The 21,594-nt window shown below is 71.9% G+C and carries 17 protein-coding genes; 16 read left to right on the top strand and 1 reads right to left on the bottom strand.

Translation table 11 applies throughout. The features are described 5' to 3' along the window. Positions 1-513 precede the first annotated feature (513 nt). The 15 genes from SSBG_RS11010 to recQ all read left to right on the top strand — a co-directional run bounded on the left by SSBG_RS11010 (position 514) and on the right by recQ (position 19,119). Positions 514-873 (top strand): NADH-quinone oxidoreductase subunit A, encoded by a 360-nt coding sequence (locus tag SSBG_RS11010; RefSeq protein WP_007383963.1) that lies wholly within the window; start codon positions 514-516, stop codon positions 871-873. A 36-nt stretch (positions 874-909) separates the two neighbouring features. Further along, complete coding sequence (locus tag SSBG_RS11005; RefSeq protein WP_007823336.1) at positions 910-1,464, top strand: NuoB/complex I 20 kDa subunit family protein; 555 nt, start codon at positions 910-912, stop codon at positions 1,462-1,464. Further along, complete coding sequence (locus SSBG_RS11000) at positions 1,461-2,312, top strand: NADH-quinone oxidoreductase subunit C (protein ID WP_008746227.1); 852 nt, start codon at positions 1,461-1,463, stop codon at positions 2,310-2,312. Before SSBG_RS11005 ends, SSBG_RS11000 begins: the two co-directional genes overlap by 4 nt. Continuing rightward, positions 2,309-3,637: an NADH-quinone oxidoreductase subunit D gene (locus SSBG_RS10995; RefSeq protein WP_008746226.1), complete on the top strand. Its 1,329-nt coding sequence runs from the start codon at positions 2,309-2,311 to the stop codon at positions 3,635-3,637. Before SSBG_RS11000 ends, SSBG_RS10995 begins: the two co-directional genes overlap by 4 nt. 17 nt (positions 3,638-3,654) lie before the next feature. Further along, positions 3,655-4,494 carry an NADH-quinone oxidoreductase subunit NuoE gene (nuoE, locus tag SSBG_RS10990; RefSeq protein WP_050776887.1) on the top strand — a complete coding sequence of 280 codons (840 nt, stop codon included), beginning with the start codon at positions 3,655-3,657 and terminating at the stop codon, positions 4,492-4,494. Then, entirely contained in the window at positions 4,494-5,885 is a 1,392-nt protein-coding gene (nuoF, locus tag SSBG_RS10985) for an NADH-quinone oxidoreductase subunit NuoF (protein ID WP_037869463.1), read from the top strand. The genes nuoE and nuoF overlap by 1 nt, the downstream gene beginning before the upstream one ends. Next, the gene (locus SSBG_RS10980) at positions 5,882-8,404 is read left to right on the top strand and encodes an NADH-quinone oxidoreductase subunit G (protein WP_008746223.1); all 2,523 of its coding nucleotides are present in this window, start codon (positions 5,882-5,884) and stop codon (positions 8,402-8,404) included. Before nuoF ends, SSBG_RS10980 begins: the two co-directional genes overlap by 4 nt. Before the next feature lie 124 nt (positions 8,405-8,528). Continuing rightward, entirely contained in the window at positions 8,529-9,941 is a 1,413-nt protein-coding gene (nuoH, locus tag SSBG_RS10975; RefSeq protein WP_008746222.1) for an NADH-quinone oxidoreductase subunit NuoH, read from the top strand. Beyond that, a complete protein-coding gene (gene nuoI, locus SSBG_RS10970) occupies positions 9,934-10,695 on the top strand; it encodes an NADH-quinone oxidoreductase subunit NuoI (RefSeq protein ID WP_106429329.1) in 762 nt (253 codons plus the stop codon). The genes nuoH and nuoI overlap by 8 nt, the downstream gene beginning before the upstream one ends. Then, positions 10,692-11,543, top strand: coding sequence for an NADH-quinone oxidoreductase subunit J (locus tag SSBG_RS10965; RefSeq protein ID WP_008746220.1), 852 nt, complete (start codon positions 10,692-10,694; stop codon positions 11,541-11,543). Before nuoI ends, SSBG_RS10965 begins: the two co-directional genes overlap by 4 nt. Continuing rightward, positions 11,540-11,839 (top strand): NADH-quinone oxidoreductase subunit NuoK, encoded by a 300-nt coding sequence (nuoK, locus tag SSBG_RS10960; RefSeq protein WP_008746219.1) that lies wholly within the window; start codon positions 11,540-11,542, stop codon positions 11,837-11,839. Before SSBG_RS10965 ends, nuoK begins: the two co-directional genes overlap by 4 nt. Before the next feature lie 13 nt (positions 11,840-11,852). After that, positions 11,853-13,754 (top strand): NADH-quinone oxidoreductase subunit L, encoded by a 1,902-nt coding sequence (gene nuoL, locus SSBG_RS10955; RefSeq protein ID WP_008746218.1) that lies wholly within the window; start codon positions 11,853-11,855, stop codon positions 13,752-13,754. A gap of 1 nt (position 13,755) precedes the next feature. Then, the gene (locus SSBG_RS10950) at positions 13,756-15,327 is read left to right on the top strand and encodes an NADH-quinone oxidoreductase subunit M (RefSeq protein ID WP_008746217.1); all 1,572 of its coding nucleotides are present in this window, start codon (positions 13,756-13,758) and stop codon (positions 15,325-15,327) included. Further along, positions 15,324-16,988: an NADH-quinone oxidoreductase subunit NuoN gene (nuoN, locus tag SSBG_RS10945; protein WP_008746216.1), complete on the top strand. Its 1,665-nt coding sequence runs from the start codon at positions 15,324-15,326 to the stop codon at positions 16,986-16,988. The genes SSBG_RS10950 and nuoN overlap by 4 nt, the downstream gene beginning before the upstream one ends. Positions 16,989-17,130: 142 nt before the next feature. Then, positions 17,131-19,119, top strand: a complete 1,989-nt coding sequence (recQ, locus tag SSBG_RS10940) for a DNA helicase RecQ (protein WP_008746215.1) — start codon at positions 17,131-17,133, stop codon at positions 19,117-19,119. A gap of 224 nt (positions 19,120-19,343) precedes the next feature. On the opposite strand, the gene SSBG_RS10935 is transcribed toward recQ, so the two are convergent. Further along, positions 19,344-20,069 (bottom strand): alpha/beta fold hydrolase, encoded by a 726-nt coding sequence (locus tag SSBG_RS10935; protein ID WP_008746214.1) that lies wholly within the window; start codon positions 20,067-20,069, stop codon positions 19,344-19,346. Positions 20,070-20,256: 187 nt separating this feature from the next. On the opposite strand from SSBG_RS10935, the gene SSBG_RS10930 reads away from it, so the two are divergent. Then, positions 20,257-21,228 (top strand): helix-turn-helix transcriptional regulator, encoded by a 972-nt coding sequence (locus SSBG_RS10930; protein ID WP_008746213.1) that lies wholly within the window; start codon positions 20,257-20,259, stop codon positions 21,226-21,228. The last annotated feature ends 366 nt before the right edge of the window (positions 21,229-21,594 follow it).

Here is a 21,594-nt window from a genome sequence, read left to right as displayed (position 1 = left end):
GGGGAACGGGCGGGGAAAGAGGGGCGGCGGGGGGAGAAGCCGAATTCCCCGGCGCAGGAACGGCGTTGTGTGGACTTTTCGGGCTCTTGGCGGCGACGGTCCCTATATCAAGAGATCGAGTCCAACGCCAATTTGCTTGATCCTACATCCTCTTGATAAAGCGACCACGCCCCCCACCTGCGGAAATCCCGCCCCGGACTCACCGGAAGTGATCATTCCGCCGCGCGCTGTACGAAACTCCCGGCATATGCGCGCTCATGATCGGCCGTCAGGTGGCGTAGATCACAAACGCAGGGGTGTACCCCGTGTCGCAGATCACAGAGAGGCGGGCATAGGATGCGGGGCAGTCGGGCTTGTGAACTGCCTCACATATTCGCGATCTTCGTCGGCGGGACGCCGCGGAACGCGGGGAGAAGCGGGGCGGGGAGCGGGTCCGGCGGCCCCGGGCGGCACAGCGGCGGCCCGGGGGGACCCGTGTACGCAGTCAGTGCCGACTGAGAGGAGCGAGGAGCGGTGAACGCTTATGCGCCCATCCTCGTACTGGGAGCCCTCGGGGCAGGCTTTGCGATCTTCTCCGTGGTCATGGCCACGCTTATCGGTCCAAAGCGTTACAACAGGGCGAAGCTCGAAGCCTACGAATGCGGAATCGAACCCACCCCCACGCCGGCCGGTGGCGGGCGGTTCCCCATCAAGTACTACCTGACGGCGATGCTCTTCATCGTCTTCGACATCGAGATCGTCTTTCTCTACCCCTGGGCCGTGACCTTCGACGCGCTCGGGGTCTTCGGGCTCGTGGAGATGCTCCTCTTCGTGCTCACCGTCTTCGTCGCCTACGCGTACGTCTGGCGGCGCGGCGGCCTGGAATGGGACTGAGACCCGCAGCGGACGAAAAGGTCTAAGGGGCCATCAATGGGACTCGAAGAGAAACTCCCGAGCGGTTTTCTGCTCACCACCGTCGAACAGGCCGCGGGCTGGGTGCGCAAGTCGTCCATGTTCCCGGCGACGTTCGGACTCGCGTGCTGCGCCATCGAGATGATGACGACGGGCGCGGGCCGCTACGACCTCGCGCGCTTCGGCATGGAGGTCTTCCGGGGCTCGCCCCGGCAGGCGGACCTGATGATCGTGGCGGGCCGGGTGAGCCAGAAGATGGCCCCCGTCCTGCGGCAGGTCTACGACCAGATGCCGAACCCCAAGTGGGTCATCTCCATGGGCGTGTGCGCCTCCTCGGGCGGCATGTTCAACAACTACGCGATCGTGCAGGGCGTGGACCACGTCGTCCCGGTCGACATCTACCTGCCCGGCTGCCCGCCGCGCCCCGAGATGCTGATCGACGCGATCCTCAAACTGCACCAGAAGGTGCAGGGCACCAAGCTCGGCGTGAACGCGGAAGAAGCGGCCCGCGAGGCCGAGGAGGCCGCGCTCAAGGCGCTGCCCCTCATCGAGATGAAGGGGCTGCTGCGATGAGCGAGGAGCGGCGGAACGATCCGGCGGGCGGCGGTGAGCCGGTGGACGCTGCGCCCGAGGGAGCGGCGCCCCGCGACCGCGAGCCCGGGGGCGCCACCCCCGCCCCCGCCGACCCGGCCCCCGCGCGCGTGGCGGGCCCCGAAAGCCCTGGCGCCGAGGGCCAGTTGCCCGCGCCCCGCGCGCGGGCCGACGAGGTCATCGCCGTCCGCAGGGGCATGTTCGGCGGCTCGCCCGGCGCTGACACGAGCGGCTACGGCGGGCTCGTGCGCACCGTACGGTTGCCCGGCGCCTCCAGCCGGCCCTACGGCGGCTGGTTCGACGAGGTCGCCGACGAGCTGGAAGGGGCCCTGGAGGAACAGGGCCTGGTCCCCGAGGAAGCGCTGTGGAAGACGGTCGTGGACCGCGGCGAACTCACCTTCCACGTCGCGCGCGAGCACCTCGTCCAGGTCGCCCGGACGCTCCGCGACGACCCGGCGCTCCGCTTCGAGCTGTGCACCGGCGTGAGCGGGGTGCACTACCCGGGCGACAAGGACCGGGAGCTGCACGCCGTCTACCACCTGCGCTCGATCACCCACAACCGGCTCATCCGCGTCGAGGTGAGCGTGCCCGACGCGGACCGGCACCTGCCCTCGCTCGTCGCGCTCTACCCGACCAACGACTGGCACGAGCGCGAGACCTACGACTTCTTCGGGCTGATCTTCGACGGCCACCCGGCCCTCACCCGGATCATGATGCCCGACGACTGGCAGGGCTTCCCGCAGCGCAAGGACTACCCCCTGGGCGGCATCCCCGTGGAGTACAAGGGCGCCCAGATCCCGGCTCCCGACCAGCGGAGGTCGTACACATGAGCAGCACCACCACGCCGGGGTCCCGCAGGACCACCGAGGGCACGGTCTACACCGTCACCGGCGGCGACTGGGACGAGGTCGTCGAGGCCGCCGCCAAGGCCGACGACGAACGCATCATCGTCAACATGGGTCCGCAACACCCCTCCACCCACGGGGTGCTGCGCCTCATCCTGGAGATCGACGGCGAGACCGTCACCGAGGCCCGCTGCGGCATCGGCTACCTGCACACGGGCATCGAGAAGAACCTGGAGTTCCGCACCTGGACCCAGGGCACGACGTTCGTGACGCGGATGGACTACCTCACGCCGTTCTTCAACGAGACCGCGTACTGCCTCGGCGTCGAGCGCCTGCTCGGCATCGAGGACGACGTACCGGACCGCGCGAGCGTCGTCCGCGTCCTGCTCATGGAGCTGAACCGCATCTCCTCGCACCTCGTCGCCATCGCGACGGGCGGCATGGAGCTGGGCTCAACGACGATCATGATCTACGGCTTCCGCGACCGCGAACTCTGCCTCGACCTATTCGAGCTGTTCACCGGGCTGCGCATGAACCACGCGTTCATCCGCCCCGGCGGGCTCGCGCAGGACCTCCCGGCCGGTTCGCTCGACGCGCTCGCCGAGTTCGTGAAGACGATGCGGCACAACCTCACCGAGTACGACAAGCTCGCCACCGGGAACCCGATCTTCCGCGCCCGCATGAAGGACGTCGGCCACCTCGACCTCACCGGCTGCATGGCCCTCGGCGCCACCGGGCCCGTCCTGCGCTCGGCCGGGCTCCCGCACGACCTGCGCAAGGCGCAGCCGTACTGCGGCTACGAGACGTACGACTTCGACATCCCGACCGACGACGGCTGCGACTCCTACGGGCGCTTCCTCATCCGCATGGCCGAGATGCGCGAGTCGCTGCGCGTCATCGAGCAGTGCGCGGAGCGCCTGCGCGAGCCCGGCCCGGTCATGGTCGCGGACAAGAAGATCGCCTGGCCCGCCCAGCTCGCCCAGGGCCCCGACGGGATCGGCAACTCGCTCGACCACATCAGGGAGATCATGGGCACCTCCATGGAGGCCCTGATCCACCACTTCAAGCTCGTCACCGAGGGCTTCCGGGTCCCGCCCGGACAGGCGTACGCGGCCGTCGAGTCCGCCAAGGGCGAGCTGGGCGCGCACGTCGTGTCGGACGGCGGCACCCGTCCCTTCCGGGTCCACTTCCGCGACCCGTCCTTCACCAACCTTCAGGCCGTGGCGGCGATGTGCGAGGGCGGCCAGGTCGCCGACGTCATCGTGGCCGTCGCCTCCATCGACCCCGTGATGGGAGGAGTCGACCGGTGACCGACGTCAGTCTGGGGATGCCGCAACTCCCCGCGCCCGACTACCCGCCCGAGGTCCGCACGCGCCTGGAGGCGGACGCGGCCGAGATCATCTCCCGCTATCCGGGGGCCCGTTCGGCGCTGCTGCCGCTGCTCCACCTCGTGCAGTCCGAGGAAGGGCACGTCACGCGGACCGGCATGGCCTTCTGCGCGCAGCAACTGGGCCTGACCACCGCCGAGGTGAACGCGGTCGCGACCTTCTACACCATGTACCGGCGCAAGCCCTCCGGCGACTACCAGGTCGGGGTCTGCACCAACACGCTGTGCGCGGTCATGGGCGGCGACGCGATCTTCGAGACGCTCCAGGAGCACCTCGGCGTCGGCAACGACGAGACGACCGAGGACGGCAAGGTCACGCTGGAGCACATCGAGTGCAACGCGGCCTGCGACTTCGCGCCCGTCGTGATGGTGAACTGGGAGTTCTTCGACAACCAGACCCCCGAGTCCGCCGTCCGGCTCGTGGACGAACTGCGCGCCGGGCGCGAGGTCGAGCCGACCCGGGGCGCGCCGCTGTGCACCTTCAAGGAGACCGCGCGCATCCTCGCCGGTTTCCCCGACCAGCGCGAGGGCGCGGTCGCCGCGAGCGGCGGCGCCGGACCCGCCTCGCTCGTCGGGCTGCGGTACGCCAAGGGCGAGAACCCGCAGCCGCGCGTCGTCCACCCCCGCCCGGTGAGCGGGGAGCCCGAGGACGACGCGCCCGCGCACGGCACCGGCGGCCAGTCGCCGAGCGCCCACCCCAGTTCGCACGACGCGCCGCAGGAGACCTCGGCGTCCGATCCCGCCCACCCGGCGGGACCCACCGCAGAGGAGGGGGAGTGATGACCGTGGCAGCCGAAGACGCGGGCAACGCGGGCGACGCGGGGAGCAAGGGGAGCGCCACCCCCGGCGACTTCCTCGCCCCCGTCCTCTCCGCCTCCTGGGACCAGCCCGAGTCCTGGACGCTCGACACCTACCGCCGTTGCGACGACGGCTACGAGGGCCTCAAGAAGGCACTCGCGATGAGCCCGGACGACCTCATCGCCTACGTCAAGGACGCGGGCCTGCGCGGCCGGGGCGGCGCCGGGTTCCCGACCGGGATGAAGTGGCAGTTCATCCCGCAGGGCGACGGCAAGCCGCACTACCTCGTCGTCAACGCGGACGAGTCGGAGCCCGGCACCTGCAAGGACATCCCGCTCCTCTTCGCCAACCCGCACGCCCTCATCGAGGGCATCGTCATCGCCTGCTACGCCATCCGCTCCTCGCACGCCTTCATCTACCTCCGCGGTGAGGTCGTGCCCGTGCTGCGGCGCCTGCACGAGGCGGTGCGCGAGGCGTACGCGGCCGGGTACCTCGGCGAGAACATCCTCGGCAGCGGGACCGATGTGGAGCTGACCGTGCACGCCGGCGCGGGCGCCTACATCTGCGGCGAGGAGACCGCGCTCCTCGACTCCCTCGAAGGGCGGCGCGGACAGCCCAGGCTCCGGCCGCCCTTCCCGGCCGTCGAGGGCCTGTACGCCTGCCCCACCGTCGTGAACAACGTCGAGTCCATCGCCTCGGTTCCCGCGATCCTGAACCGGGGCAAGGACTGGTTCCGCTCGATGGGCAGCGAGAAGTCCCCCGGCTTCACGCTCTACTCCCTCAGCGGCCACGTCGCGAGCCCCGGCCAGTACGAGGCCCCGCTCGGCATCACGCTGCGCCAGCTCCTCGACCTCAGCGGCGGGATGCGCCCCGGGCACCGCCTCAAGTTCTGGACCCCGGGCGGCAGTTCCACGCCGATGTTCACCGAGGAACACCTCGACGTCCCCCTCGACTACGAGGGCGTCGGCGCCGCCGGGTCCATGCTCGGCACCAAGGCGCTCCAGTGCTTCGACGAGACGACGTGCGTCGTGCGCGCCGTGACGCGCTGGACCGAGTTCTACGCCCACGAGTCCTGCGGCAAGTGCACCCCCTGCCGCGAAGGCACCTACTGGCTCGTGCAGTTGCTCCGCGACATCGAGGCCGGCAAGGGCCGCGCCGACGACCTCGACAAGCTCCTCGACATCGCCGACAACATCAACGGCAAGTCCTTCTGCGCCCTCGGCGACGGCGCCGCCTCGCCGATCGCCTCCTCGCTCAAGTACTTCCGCGAGGAGTACGAGGCCCACCTCGACGGCAAGGGCTGCCCCTTCGACCCCGCCAAGTCCACGCTCTGGGCGGACAAGCGTGATTCGCACCTGGAGGTGACCGCATGACCGTGACGACCGGCGCGCCCGCTTCGGGCGCCCCCGCCGCGCCCCCGCCCGAGGACCTGGTCACCCTGACCATCGACGGCGCCGAAATCAGCGTGCCCAAGGGCACGCTGGTGATCCGCGCCGCCGAGGAACTCGGCATCGAGATCCCCCGCTTCTGCGACCACCCGCTGCTCGACCCCGCCGGGGCCTGCCGCCAGTGCATCGTGGAGGTGGAGGGCCAGCGCAAGCCGATGGCCTCGTGCACCATCACGTGCACCGAGGGCATGGTCGTCAAGACGCAGCTCACCTCGCCGGTCGCCACCAAGGCGCAGCACGGCGTGATGGAACTGCTCCTGATCAACCACCCCCTCGACTGCCCCGTGTGCGACAAGGGCGGCGAATGCCCGCTCCAGAACCAGGCGCTCTCGCACGGCAACGCCGAATCCCGCTTCGAGGGCAGGAAGCGCACGTACGAGAAGCCCGTGCCGATCTCCGCGCAGGTCCTCCTGGACCGCGAGCGGTGCGTGCTGTGCGCGCGGTGCACGCGGTTCTCGAACCAGATCGCCGGGGACCCGATGATCGAGCTGATCGAGCGCGGCGCGCTCCAGCAGGTCGGCACCGGCCAGGGCGACCCGTTCGAGTCGTACTTCTCCGGCAACACCATCCAGATCTGCCCGGTCGGCGCGCTCACCTCCGCCGCCTACCGCTTCCGCTCCCGGCCCTTCGACCTCACCTCCAGCCCCAGCGTGTGCGAGCACTGCGCGGGCGGCTGCGCGACCCGCACCGACCACCGGCGCGGCAAGGTCATGCGGCGGCTCGCCGCGAACGACCCCGAGGTCAACGAGGAATGGCTGTGCGACAAGGGCCGCTTCGGCTTCCGGTACGCGCAGCAGACCGACCGCCTCACCCACCCGCTCGTGCGCGACGCGGAGAGCGGTGAACTGCGCGTCGTCTCCTGGCCCGAGGCCCTGGAGGCCGCCGCCGCCGGGCTCGCGGGCGCGCGGGGACGCGCCGGGGTCCTCACCGGGGGCCGGCTCACCGTCGAGGACGCCTACGCCTACAGCAAGTTCGCGCGCGTCGCGCTCGGCACCAACGACATCGACTTCCGCGCCCGCGCGCACACCTCCGAGGAGGCCGACTTCCTCGCCGCGCACGTCGCGGGGCGCGGGGCCGATCTCGACGGCACGGGCGTCACGTACCGCCTCCTCGAAGAGGCGCCCGCCGTGCTGCTCGCCGGGATCGAGGCCGAGGAGGAGGCCCCCGGGGTCTTCCTGCGGCTGCGCAAGGGCTGGCGCAAGCACGGCCAGCGCGTCTTCTCGCTCGCGACGCACGCCACGCGCGGCCTGACGAAGGCGGGCGGCACGCTCCTGCCCGCCGCGCCCGGCACCGAGACCGAGTGGCTCGACGCGCTCGCGGGCGGCGTGGGGCTCGAAGACCTCGGCCGCGAGGCCCTCGAAGCGCTGCGCGCCGAGGGCTCCGTGATCGTCATCGGCGAACGCCTCGCGACCGTCCCCGGCGCCCTCACCGCCGCCGTGCGCACCGCGACGGCCACCGGCGCCGACCTCGTGTGGATTCCGCGCCGGGCGGGGGAGCGCGGCGCCCTGGAGGCCGGGGCGCTGCCCTCGCTCCTCCCGGGCGGGCGCCCCGCGACCGACCCGCGCGCCCGCGACGAGGTCGCCCGCGCCTGGGGACTGGCCGAACTCCCCTCCCGCTACGGGCGCGACACGGCGCAGATCCTGCGCGCCGCCGCGGACGGCGAGATCGGCGCCCTGCTCGTCGCGGGCGTCGAACTCGACGACCTGCCCCAGCCCGCGCTGGCCAGGGAGGCCCTGGACCACGCCGGGTTCGTCGTGAGCCTGGAGCAGCGGCCCAGCGAGGTGACGCGCCGCGCCGACGTCGTACTCCCGGTGGCCGCCGTCGCCGAGAAGGCCGGCACCTTCCTCAACTGGGAGGGCCGGGCGCGGATGTTCGAGGCCGCGCTCAAGCCCGACCAGATGACCAGGCGCCTCGCGCAGAGCGACGCGCGCGTCCTCCAGACGCTCGCCGACGCCATGGACGTCCACCTCGGCCTGCCCGACCTCGCCGCGGCGCGCCGCGAACTCGACGCGTTCGGCGCCGCCGAGATCGCGCCCCGGGCCCGCTTCGACGCCCGGCCCACCGGCACCCCCGTACCGCAGCCGCGGCCCGCCGCCGGGGAGGCCGTGCTCGCCGGGCACCGGCTCCTCCTGGACCGGGGGCGGCTCCAGGAGGGCGACCAGGCGCTCGCCGCGACGCGGCACGCCGCCGTCGCCAGGCTCTCGGCCGCGACCGCGATCGAGGCGGGCGTCGCCGAGGGCGAGGTCCTGGAGGTCTCCGGGCCCGCCGGGACCACCGCGCTGCCGCTCGTCGTGACCCCCGCGATGCCCGACCGGGTCGTGTGGCTGCCGCTCAACTCGACGGGCGGGGGCGTCGCGGCCGACACCGGCGCCGCAGTGGGCTCGCTCGTACGGATCGGGCCCGCGCGGCCCGCCCCCGTCGCGGAACCGGAGGCCACGTCGTGACCGCTCGCCACCCCTCGGGCGGCGCCGGGACCGGCCGCCTCGTGAACTGTCAGCACACCGGAGGTGCGCGCGTGAGTCAGGTGCCCGTGGTACCGCGTTGCGGATTCGCGGCGGGGGTGACGGCATGAGTCCCGTGCCCGGGGCGGCAGGCGCCCTGCCGCTCACCCCGCTCGCCGCCGAGGACCTGAGCGTCTTCGGGACCGACCCGTGGTGGCTCGTGGCCATCAAGGCGGTGTTCTGCTTCGCCTTCCTGATGATCTCGGTGCTCTTCGCGATCGTCTGGGAGCGGAAGGTCGTCGGCTGGATGCAGCTCCGCATCGGCCCCAACCGCACCGGCCCCTGGGGGATGCTCCAGTCCCTCGCGGACGGCGCGAAGCTCATGCTCAAGGAGGACCTGCTCGTCAAGCGGGCCGACAAGGCGGTCTACATCATCGCCCCCGTCGTCGCCGCGATCCCCGCCTTCATGGCGATCGCGGTCATCCCCTTCGGCCCCGCGGGCAACGAGATCTCCGTCTTCGGCCACCGCACCGCGATGCAGCTCACCGACCTCCCGATCGCGATGCTGTACATCCTCGCGACGGCCTCGGTCGGGATCTACGGCATCGTCCTCGCGGGCTGGTCCTCCGGCTCCACGTACCCGCTGCTCGGCGGTCTGCGTTCCTGCGCGCAGATGATCTCCTACGAGATCGCCATGGGCGCCGCCTTCGCCTCGGTGTTCCTCTACTCCGGGTCGATGTCCACCTCCGCGATCGTGGACGCGCAGAACGGCCGCTGGTACATCGTCCTGCTGCCCGTCTCCTTCCTCCTCTACATCGTGACGATGGTCGGCGAGACGAACCGCGCGCCCTTCGACATGCCGGAGTCCGAGGGCGACCTCGTCGGCGGCTTCAACACCGAGTACTCGTCCATCAAGTTCGCGATGTTCATGCTCGCCGAGTACGTGAACATGGTGACGGTCTCCTCGGTCGCCGCGACGCTCTTCCTCGGCGGCTGGCGGGCCCCCTGGCCCATCAGCACCTTCTGGGAGGGCGCCAACCACGGCTGGTGGCCGATCCTCTGGCTCGTCGTGAAGGTGCAGCTCCTGCTCTTCTTCTTCATCTGGCTGCGCGGCTCGCTGCCCCGCGTCAGGTACGACCAGCTGATGAAGCTGGGCTGGAAGGTCCTCATCCCGGTCTCGGTGGTGTGGCTCATGCTCGTCGCCACCGTGCGGGTTCTGCGCAACGAGAACTACGACTACGCGCAACTCCTGCTGTGGGTCGTGGCGGCCGTCGTGGTGATCCTCCTCGTCACCTTCCTGGTCGACATGTACCGGGACCGGGGCCGGGGCGCGGACGAACCGGAGCCGGACCCCGACGCGGGCCCGGGCGCGGGCGCGGACGGCGCCTTCGACCCGATGGCCGGCGGCTACCCCGTGCCGCCGCTGCCGGGGCAGACCCTGCCGCCGGTGCCGCGCCGCAGGCCGCGCGGGGAGCGCGAACTGGTCCCGAGTGGCGGACCGCAGACGGATGGCGAAGGAAAGGAGGGGTCCGATGGCTGAGCGCAAGAAGCGTCTCTCCCGCGGCGGGGACGGCGAACTCGCCCCCCGCACGGGCGCGGAACCCGCGCGCGCGGAGGCACCGGAGGGCGGCGAGCACCCCGTCGCCCCGGGCTTCCAGAACCCGGTGGCCGGCTTCGGCGTGACCTTCAAGGCCATGTTCAAGAAGCGGCTCACCGAGCAGTACCCGGAGCAGCCCAAGGTCACGGCCCCCCGGTTCCACGGCCGTCACCAGCTCAACCGGCACCCGGACGGCCTGGAGAAGTGCGTCGGCTGCGAGCTGTGCGCCTGGGCCTGCCCCGCCGACGCGATCTACGTCGAGGGCGCCGACAACACCGAGCAGGAGCGGTACTCGCCCGGCGAGCGCTACGGCCGCGTCTACCAGATCAACTACGCCCGCTGCATCCTGTGCGGGCTGTGCATCGAGGCGTGCCCGACGCGGGCGCTCACGATGACGAGCGAGTTCGAACTCGCCGACTCCACGCGCGAGAACCTGATCTACACCAAGGACCAGCTCCTCGCCGGGCTCACCGAGGGCATGGTCGACTCGCCGCACGCGATCTTCCCCGGCATGGACGAGGGCGACTACTACCGGGGCCTCGTCACCGAGGCCGCGCCCGGGACCGTACGGCAGGTCGCCACGTCCAAGGGCGAGAAGACCGACGAGGAGCCGGTCACCGTCGAGCACACGGCGGCGGCCGTCTCCTCGGGCGCCCCGCACGAGGCGAGCCCCATGGACCGGGGGGTGGCCGAATGAGCGGCATCGCCGGGTTCGCCGCGAGCGGTCAGCTCGACACGCTCGCCGCCTACCACACGTCCACGGGCGAGGCCGTCCAGTTCTGGGTCCTCGGCGTCGTCGCCGTCATCGGCGCCCTGTGCACGGTGCTCATGCCGAAGGCCGTGCACAGCGCGCTGTGCCTCGCGGGCACGATGATCGTCCTCGCGGTCTTCTACCTCGCCAACGGCGCCTACTTCCTCGGCATCGTGCAGATCGTCGTCTACACCGGCGCCGTGATGATGCTCTTTCTCTTCGTCGTGATGCTCGTCGGCGTCACCGCCGCCGACTCGCTCAAGGAGACGATCAAGGGGCAGCGCTGGCTCGCCGTGCTCTGCTTCCTCGGCTTCGGCGCGCTCCTCGTCGGCGGTATCGGCAACGCCTCGGTCAGCCAGTTCCAGGGCACCGGGCGCGCCAACGCGGGCGGGAACGTGCAGGGCCTGGCGCGGGAGATCTTCACGACGTACGTCTTCGCCTTCGAGATCACCGGCGCGCTGCTCATCACCGCGACGGTCGGCGCGATGGTGCTCACGCACCGCGAGCGCACCGAACGCGCCCTGAACCAGCGCGAGATGGCGGAGAAGCGGGTCCGCGAGGGCAAGCACCTCCCGCCGCTGCCCGCCCCCGGCGTCTACGCCCGCCACAACGCGGTGGACGTGCCCGGACTGCTCCCGGACGGCACGCCGTCCGAGCTGACGGTGAACCCGACGCTGCGGCAGCGCGGCCAGATCAGGGACGTGTCGAGCGAGGCGCTCGCCGACCTCAAGGCACTGGAGCAGCGCTCGACCGAACGTCTCGGCCGCACGCGTGAGGAGGAGAGGACCAAGTGAACCCGGTCTACTACCTGTATCTCGCGGCGATCCTCTTCACCATCGGCGCGACGGGCGTGCTCGTGCGCCGCAACGCGATCGTCGTGTTCATGTGCGTCGAGCTCATGCTCAACGCGTGCAACCTGGCGTTCGTCGTCTTCTCCCGGATGCACGGCAACCTCGACGGGCAGATCATCGCGTTCTTCACGATGGTCGTCGCCGCCGCCGAGGTCGTGGTGGGGCTCGCGATCATCGTGTCGGTCTTCCGGGCCCGGCACTCCGCCTCGGTCGACGACGCCGACCTGATGAAGCTCTGAGGGGTCGTTGACAGTGGACAACCTGATCGCGCTGCTCATCGCGGCGCCCTTGCTCGGAGCGGTCGTGCTGCTGTGCGGCGGCCGTCTCCTCGACCGGGCCGGGCACCTGCTCGGCACGGCTCTGGCCCTCGCCTCGTTCGCCGTCGGCGCCGTCCTCTTCGTGGACATGCTCGGCAAGGACGCGGAACAACGGGGCCTGCACCAGCACCTGTTCACCTGGGTGCCGGTCGAGAGGTTCCAGGCGGACGTGGCCTTCGGCCTCGACCAGCTCTCGATGACCTTCGTGCTCCTGATCACCGGCGTGGGCACGCTCATCCACGTCTACTCGATCGGCTACATGGCGCACGACCCGCGCCGCCGCCGCTTCTTCGGCTACCTCAACCTGTTCCTCGCGGCGATGCTGCTGCTCGTCCTCGCGGACAACTACCTCCTGCTGTACGCGGGCTGGGAAGGCGTGGGGCTCGCCTCGTACCTCCTCATCGGCTTCTGGCAGGACCGGCCGAGCGCGGCCACGGCGGCGAAGAAGGCGTTCCTCGTCAACCGCGTCGGCGACATCGGCCTCTCGATCGCCATCATGCTGATGTTCACGACTTTCGGCGGCTTCGGCTTCGGCGAGGTCTTCTCGAAGGCCGGCGACGCGGGCGTGAGCCAGTCGACGCTCAACGGGATCGCTCTCATGCTGCTCCTCGCGGCCTGCGGCAAGTCGGCGCAGGTGCCGCTCCAGTCCTGGCTGGGCGACGCGATGGAGGGCCCGACCCCGGTCTCCGCGCTCATCCACGCGGCGACGATGGTGACCGCGGGCGTGTACCTCATCGTGCGCTCGGCGAACATCTTCGACGCGGCGCCGGACGCGCAGCTCGTCGTCGTGATCGTCGGCGCCGTCACGCTCCTGTTCGGGGCGATCGTCGGTTGCGCGAAGGACGACATCAAGAAGGCCCTCGCGGGCTCGACGATGTCGCAGATCGGGTACATGATCCTCGCCGCCGGGCTCGGCCCGATCGGCTACGTCTTCGCGATCATGCACCTCGTGACGCACGGCTTCTTCAAGGCCGGGCTCTTCCTCGGCGCCGGCTCGGTCATGCACGGCATGAACGACGAGGTCAACATGCGCCACTACGGGGGCCTCTGGCGGAAGATGCCGGTCACCTTCGTCACCTTCGGCCTCGGCTACCTCGCGATCATCGGCTTCCCGGGGCTGTCGGGCTTCTTCTCGAAGGACAAGATCATCGAGGCGGCGTTCGCGAAGGGCGGCACCGAGGGCTGGATCCTCGGCGCGGTGACCCTGCTCGGCGCCGCGCTCACCGCGTACTACATGACGCGCGTGATGCTCATGACGTTCTTCGGCGAGAAGCGCTGGAAGCCCGACGCGGAGGGCAAGGAGCCGCACCCGCACGAGTCCCCGAAGTCCATGACGATCCCGATGATCGTCCTCGCCCTCGGCTCGGTCTTCGCGGGCGGGATCTTCGGGATCGGGGACCGCTTCCTGCACTGGCTCGAACCGGTCACGCGCCACAGCCACGGCGACGCGCCGGTGAGCGCCGCGACGGTGACGGGGGTCACGATCGTGCTGCTCCTCGCCGGCGTCGGCGTCGCCTGGCTCCAGTACGGCAGGCGCCCCGTGCCCGCCGTCGCGCCGCGCGGCTCGTTCCTCACCCGGGCGGCCCGCCGCGACCTGCTCCAGGACGACTTCAACCACGTCGTCCTCGTCTCGGGCGGCGAGCACCTCACCCGCTCGCTCGTCTACGTCGACCACTCCCTCGTGGACGGGGTCGTCAACGGCACCGCCGCCGGTTTCGGCGGCCTCTCCGGGAGGCTGCGCCGGGTGCAGAACGGCAAGGTCCGCAGTTACGCCTTCTCGATGTTCGGAGGTACGGCGGTGCTGATCGCCGCGACCCTACTCATGAGGGCGGTGTGACATGTCCTTCCCCCTGCTGACCGTGACGGCCGCGGTGCCCGCGGTGGGCGCCGTGCTCACCGCCGCGGTCCCGGCCGCCCGGCGCACGGCGGCGAAGTGGCTGGCGCTGCTCTTCTCGCTCGCCACGCTCGCCCTCGCGCTCGCCGTGCTCGTCCGCTTCGACCCCGACGGCGGCCGGTACCAGCTCACCGAGTCGCACGCCTGGATCGCCGACTTCGGCGTCCGCTACGAACTCGGCGTGGACGGTATCGGCGCGGTCCTGCTCGCGCTCACCGCGCTGCTCGTCCCGTTCGTCATGCTCGCCGGCTGGCACGAGCCGGACGGCCTGGAGACCAACAGCCGCCGCTGGCGCCCCACGCAGGGCTTCTTCGCGCTGATCCTCCTTGTCGAGGCGATGGTGGTGCTCTCCTTCGAGGCCACCGACGTCTTCCTCTTCTACCTGTTCTTCGAAGCGATGCTCATCCCGATGTACTTCCTCATCGGGGGCTTCGGGGACCGCGCGAGCGGTCGCGACGCGCAGGAGGAGGCGACCCAGCGCTCGTACGCGGCGGTGAAGTTCCTCCTGTACAATCTCGCGGGCGGGCTCGTCATGCTCGCCGCGGTGATCGGCCTGTACACCGTCACGCACACGTTCTCGCTCACCGAGATCCTGGACGCGCGCGCGGACGGCTCGCTGTCGATGGCGACCTCCACGGAACGCTGGCTCTTCCTCGGCTTCTTCTTCGCCTTCGCGGTCAAGGCCCCGCTGTGGCCCGTCCACACCTGGCTGCCGAACGCGATGGGCGAGGCGTCCACGCCGGTCGCCGTGCTCATCACGGCGGTGGTCGACAAGGTCGGCACCTTCGCGATGCTCCGCTTCTGCCTCCAGCTCTTCCCCGAGGCCAGCAAGTGGGCGACGCCGGTGATCCTGGTCCTGGCCGTCATCAGCATCCTCTACGGGGCGCTGCTCGCGGTCGGCCAGCGCGACATGAAGCGCCTCATCGCGTACGCCTCGCTGTCGCACTTCGGCTTCATCATCCTGGGCATCTTCGCGATGACCTCGCAGGGCCAGTCCGGCGCGACGCTCTACATGGTCAACCACGGCATCTCGACGGCCGCGCTGATGCTCGTCGCCGGGTTCCTCATCTCGCGGCGCGGCTCGCGGCTCATCTCCGACTACGGGGGGGTGCAGAAGGTCGCCCCCGTCCTCGCGGGGACGTTCCTCATCGGCGGGCTCGCGACGCTCTCGCTGCCCGGGCTCGCCCCGTTCGTCAGCGAGTTCCTCGTCCTCGTCGGCACCTTCGAACGCCACAAGGCGCTCGGCATCGTCGCGACCCTCGGCATCGTCCTCGCCGCGCTGTACGTGCTCGTGCTCTACCAGCGCACCATGACGGGGCCGGTGAAGCCGGAGGTCTCCGCGATGGGCGACCTGCGCGCCCGTGAACTCGTCGTCGCCGTACCGCTGATCGTGCTGCTCGTCGTCCTCGGCGTGTACCCGAAGCCGGTCACCGACGTGATCAACCCGGCGGTCAAGCAGACGATGTCCGACGTACACGAGAAGGACCCGCAACCGCACGTGGAGGCAGGGAAATGACAGCCACGGCCGTCCACAGCCTGTGGACATCCGGAGCGTGGACGAGCGCGGCGGGGCCGGTCGACAAGATCAGCACCCCGCACATCGAGTACGCGCAGATCTCGCCTGTGCTCGTCGTGCTCGGCGCGGCGATCCTCGGCATCCTCGTCGAGGCGTTCGTCCCGCGCCGCGCCCGGCGCACGACCCAGCTCCTGCTCTCCGTACTCGCGCTGGCGGGCGCCTTCGCCGCCGTCGTCGTCCTCGCCGCGCAGGGCTACGGGACGACGAAGGCGCACATCGCGGCGATGGGCGCGCTGGCCGTGGACGGGCCCGCGCTCTTCCTCCAGGGCACGATCCTGCTCGTCGGGCTCGTCGCCGTCTTCACCTTCGCCGAGCACAGGCTCGACCCCGCCTCGCACGGCAAGCCCGTGGACTCCTTCGCCGCGCAGGCCGCCGCCGTGCCCGGCTCGGAGTCCGAACAGGCCGCCGTGAAGGCCGGGTTCACGACGACGGAGGTCTTCCCGCTCTCCCTCTTCGCGCTCGCCGGGATGCTCGTCTTCCCGGCCGCGAACGACCTCCTGACCCTCTTCGTGGCCCTGGAGGTCCTGTCGCTGCCGCTCTACCTGCTGTGCGCCCTCGCGCGCCGCAAGCGGCTGCTCTCGCAGGAGGCGGCGGTCAAGTACTTCCTCCTCGGCGCCTTCTCCTCCGCGTTCCTCCTCTTCGGCATCGCGCTCGTCTACGGCTACGCGGGCTCCATGTCGTACGGGACGATCGCGCGCGTGGTCGAGGGCGACCTCACCTCCATCAACCCGGCGCTCGCCGACACGATGGGCAACGACGCGCTGCTCCTCATCGGCGGCGCGCTCATCGTGATGGGCCTGCTCTTCAAGGTCGGCGCGGTCCCCTTCCACATGTGGACCCCGGACGTCTACCAGGGCGCCCCGACGCCGGTGACCGGCTTCATGGCGGCGGCGACGAAGGTCGCGGCCTTCGGGGCGCTGCTGCGGCTCCTGTACGTGGTCCTGCCGGGGCTGCGCTGGGACTGGCGCCCGGTGATGTGGGGCGTGGCGATCGTCACGATGCTGGGCGGCGCGATCATCGCGATCACGCAGACCGACATCAAGCGGCTGCTCGCCTACTCCTCGGTCGCGCACGCCGGGTTCATCCTCGCGGGTGTCATCGCGACGAACCCCGACGGCGTCTCCTCCGTCCTCTTCTACCTGGGCGGCTACTCCTTCGTGACGATCGGCGCCTTCGCCGTGGTCACGCTGGTGCGCGACGCGGGCGGCGAGGCCACGCACCTGTCGAAGTGGGCGGGCCTCGGCCGCAGGTCCCCGCTCGTGGCCGCGGTCTTCGGGATCTTCCTCCTCGCCTTCGCAGGTATCCCGCTGACCAGCGGTTTCGCGGGCAAGTTCGCGGTGTTCAAGGCGGCGGCCGAGGGCGGCGCCATCCCGCTGGTGATCGTCGGCGTGCTCTCCTCGGCGATCGCGGCGTTCTTCTACATCCGCGTCATCGTGCTGATGTTCTTCAGCGAGCCGAAGCCGGACGGCCCCGCGGTCGCGGTGCCCTCGGTCCTGACGACGACGGCGATCGCGCTCGGCGTCGTGGTGACGGTGGTGCTGGGGGTGGCGCCGCAGTACTTCCTCGACCTGGCGGGGTCGGCGGGGGTGTTCGTCAGGTAAGAACTCGGCGGACCCCGGGGCCGCGCCCCGGGGTCCGCTTGTCATACCCGCGGTGTCACCTGTGGATAACCCTCCGCGACCTGTCCGCCGTTGTGCCTATGGTTGCGGGGACAGGAACGACCGGACGAGCGGGACGTGAGAGATGGACGAGGCGAGCGGCGTGACCGAGAGCGGGACCGCCTTCGACGACCCCGACCTCTGGGGCGGCTGGGACAACGCCCCCGAAAGCTTCGAGGAGGACGCGGTCCCGGCCGCGCGCCCCTCCGGCGGCGCCGCGCGCGAGGCGCAGGGGGAGCCCGCCGAGATCCTCAAGCGCGTCTTCGGCTACGACTCCTTCCGCGGCGAGCAGCGGGCGATCATCGAGCAGGTCGTCTCCGGCGGCGACGCCGTCGTCCTCATGCCGACCGGCGGCGGCAAGTCGCTCTGCTACCAGATCCCCGCCCTCGCCCGCCCCGGCACGGGCGTCGTGATCTCCCCGCTCATCGCGCTCATGCAGGACCAGGTGGACGCCCTGCGCGCGCTGGGCGTGCGCGCGGGCTTCATCAACTCGACGCTCGACCTGGACGAGCGCCGCACGGTCGAGGCGGAGTTCTTGGCCGGCGAACTCGACCTCCTCTACCTCGCCCCCGAACGCCTCCGCGTCCCCGCGAGCCTCGATCTCCTCGCGCGCGGCACGGTCTCCCTCTTCGCCATCGACGAGGCCCACTGCGTCGCCCAGTGGGGCCACGACTTCCGCCCCGACTACCTCAACCTGTCGGTGCTCGGCGAGCGCTGGCCCGAGGTCCCGCGCATCGCCCTGACGGCGACGGCGACGCGGGCGACGCACCAGGAGATCACCGAACGGCTCGGCATGGACCGGGCCAAGCACTTCGAGGCGAGCTTCGACCGCCCGAACATCCAGTACCGGATCGTCGCGAAGGACAGCCCGAACCGCCAGCTCCTCCGCTTCCTCACCGAGGAGCACCCGGGCGACGCGGGCATCGTGTACTGCCTCTCGCGCAACAGCGTCGAGCGCGTCGCGGCCTTCCTCAACGACAACGGCGTCAAGGCCGTCCCGTACCACGCGGGTCTCGACGGCCGGACGCGCGCCGAGCACCAGTCCCGCTTCCTGCGCGAGGACGGGCTCGTCGTCGTCGCGACGATCGCCTTCGGCATGGGCATCGACAAGCCGGACGTCCGCTTCGTCGCCCACCTGGACCTGCCGAAGTCCGTCGAGGGCTACTACCAGGAGACGGGCCGCGCGGGCCGCGACGGGCAGCCGTCCACGGCGTGGCTCGCGTACGGCATCCAGGACGTCGTGCAGCAGCGGAAGATGCTCCAGGGCGGCGAGGGCGACGAGGCGTTCCGCCGCCGCGCGGGCCAGCACCTCGACGCGATGCTCGCCCTCTGCGAGACGGTGGGCTGCCGCCGCGCCCAGCTCCTCGCCTACTTCGGTCAGGAGCAGACCGGCGAGAAGTGCGGGAACTGCGACAACTGCCTGCACGGCAGCCCCGACGCCTTCGACGGCACCGTGCCCGCGCAGAAGGCCCTGTCCACCGTGATCCGGCTGCGCCGCGAGCGCGGGCAGAGCTTCGGCACGGGCCAGATCATCGACATCCTGCTCGGCAGGCGCACCGCGAAGGTCATCCGCTTCGACCACGACCAGCTCTCCGTCTTCGGGGTCGGCGAGGACCTGAGCGAGACCGAATGGCGGGGCATCGTCCGGCAGTTGCTCGCGCAGCGGCTCCTGGAGGTGGGCGGCGAGTACAACACGCTGTCCGTCACGGAGGAGGCGGGCGCGGTGCTGCGCGGCGAGCGGCAGGTGATGCTCCGCAAGGAGCCGAAGAAGGCGCCGCGCGCCTCCGGCGGCTCGGGCTCCTCGGGGCGCGGCGGCGCGAAGAAGCCGCCGGTGGACCTCCCCGAGGCCGACGTGCCGCTCTTCGAGGCGCTGCGCGCCTGGCGCGCCGAACAGGCCCGCGAACAGGCCGTCCCGGCCTACATCGTCTTCACCGACGCGACCCTGCGCGCCATCGTCGCGGCCCGCCCCGACTCGGTCGAGGGACTGACCGGGGTGAGCGGCGTGGGCGAGAAGAAGCGGGCGACGTACGGGGAAGGGGTGGTCGCGGCGCTCAAGGCGGCGCGGGAGGGGTGAGGGGGCGGGCGGGGGGCCCGCGCGGGCTCCCGGCCTGAGCGGGGCTTGCGGCCTGAGCGGGGTGCTTCCGGCCTGGGTGAGGGCTCCCGGCTCGTGCGGGGTCACGGGTGGGCGCACGGGGGGAGGGGCCTCGGCTGGTGGCCGAGGCGGGACGGTCCCCGGCCGGGCTCCCGTCTGCCCCGGCCGGGGTCTCCAGCGCCCGCCCCGCGCGCCCGAGACCGCCCTCAGCCGGTCGCGTCGGCCCCGTCCGCTCCCTTCGCCGCCTCCGTCTCGTCCGCCGCGTCCGCCAGGATGTGGGCCAGCGCCTCCGGTCGCGTGAACATCGGCCAGTGGCCCGAGTCGATGTCGGCGTAGGAGAGGTGCCGGGCGAGGGGGAGTTCCGGGGCCTCCCCGGCGGCGATCCAGGCGCGGGCCTGCTCGGGGGAGATCTCCGCGCAGACCAGGAGCACGGGGACGTCGTAGCGGCGGGGGTCCGTGAGGCGGACCGTGCCGCGTGCCACCCCCTCGGGGACGGGCACGGCCGCCGCTTCCAGGGCGCGGCGGCCCTCCTCGCCGAGGTCGTCGGACTCGGGCCCGGCGAAGGGCTCCCAGCCGGGGAAGGGCATCGCCCCGTCCCGTACCTCGAAGAAGTCGGCGTACGTCTTGCCGTCGGCGACGGGGACGCCGCCGATCAGGGCGACCCGCGCGACCCGTCCGGGCCGCCGGTCGGCGGCGAGCCAGGCGAGCCCGCAGGCGGCCGAGTGCCCCGCGACGAGGACGGGGCCGGGCGCCGCGTCCACGGCGGCGAGCACGGCGGCGAGCTGGTCGTCGAGGGTGGCCGTCCCGTCGCCGTCCCCCTGCCCGGGCAGCGTCACGGGCACGGGCCGGTGTCCGCGCGCCGCCAGCGCGGGCACCACCCGTTCCCACGCCGAACCGTCGAGCCACAGCCCACCGACGAGCACCACGTCCATGCCATTCCCCTTCCGGAGGACCGGTCCTGGCGACCGGGAGCCCTCACCGTAGAAGGAGATGCGGACGTTTCCCGGCCGCGTTTCCCGCCGCGTTTCCTCGCCGCGTTTCCCGGCCGGGCGGAAAGCGTCCCCGTCCGCCCACCGGCCACCCGCTCCGGCCCTCCGCGCCTGCCCTACGCTCCTCCCCATGCCCGCCCGTCCGGCCGCCCCCGACCTCACGCCCCTCGCCCGCGCGCTGCGCACGCTCGACCTGCTGTGGGAGCGGCCCGGGGCGGGGGCCGGGGAACTGGCGGGGCGGCTCGGGGTGACCGAGCGGGCGGTGCGCCGCTACGTGGGGATGCTGCGCGAGGCGGGGGTGCCCGTGGAGTCCGTGCCCGGTCCCGGGGGCGGGTACCGGCTCGGGCGGGGCGCGCGGCTCGCGCCCGTGCGGTTCACGCAGGAAGAGGCGCTGGGGCTCGTGATGGCGGTGCTCGGCGGGCGGCCCGAGCTGGTCGCGACGGCGCTCGGGAAGGTCGTGCGCGCGCTGCCGCCGGAGGTCGGCCGCCAGGCCGCGCTGCTCGGGGCGCACGCGGCCGCCGCGCCCGACCCGTACGTCACCCGCCCCGATCCCGTCCTCACGGCCGAACTCGCCGCGGCGGTCGCCGCCCGCCACCGCGTCCGGCTCGGCTACCGCGAGGACGAGGAGAGCGAGATCGATCCGTGGGCGCTCGTGGTGCGCCACGGCCGCTGGTACCTCCTCGCCCACTCGCACCGGGCCGCCGCCGTCCGCACGTACCGCGTCGACCGGGTCCGCACCGTGCGCGGCACCGGCCGCCGCTTCACGCCGCCGTCCGGCCTCGATCCCGTCACCGCGCTGGAGGAACACCTGGGACACGGCTGGGAGTTCGCCACGCGCGTCGTCTTCGACGCGCCGCTCGGCGAGGTCGCGCCCTGGCTCCGGCCGCACATGGGCGCGCTCGAAGCGCTCGGCGAGAGTTCCTGCGTGCTCGTCGGGAGCACCCGCAACCCCGGTGCGTACGCGCGCGAATGGCTCGCCCGGGTCCCGTTCGGCTTCCGGGTGGAGGGCGGCGCGGAACTGCGCGCCGAGATCGCGGCCCTCGCCGCACGCTTCGCACACGCCGCCGAAGCCACCCCGGGGACGGGCGAGGTGACGGCCTGAGCGGCACGGCCCGCCCGCGCCATCACCCGGAAGGACGAAGAACACGCTGTGAGGCGGAGGCGTCCGGACCGTCGTCAGAAGCGGGCCGGGCCGTCGCGCTGAGGGGGCCGGGGCCGCCGTGCGGGGGAGACCCGGGCCACCGTCGGCGGGACGTCAGCGCCGTCGCGCGGAGAGGTTCCGGACCGCCGTGCCGCGGACCCCTGGCCGTCGTAGACGGGGCCCTGGGCCCTCGTACGCAGGGGCGCGCGCGGCGCGGGCGGAGAAGGCCCGGCCCACCGCGTCTCCTCCCTCCGCGCCCGGGACGGCGGCGCACGGTCCTTCGGGGTGCCCCCCCCCGCCCCCGGTCCGGGGGCGGCCGGGCGGCGG

This window comes from Streptomyces sp. SPB074 (genome assembly GCF_000154905.1).
GTDB lineage: Bacteria > Actinomycetota > Actinomycetes > Streptomycetales > Streptomycetaceae > Streptomyces.
The sequence above is the reverse complement of the archived record's forward strand: the minus strand, read 5'-3'. Positions and strand labels throughout refer to the sequence as shown.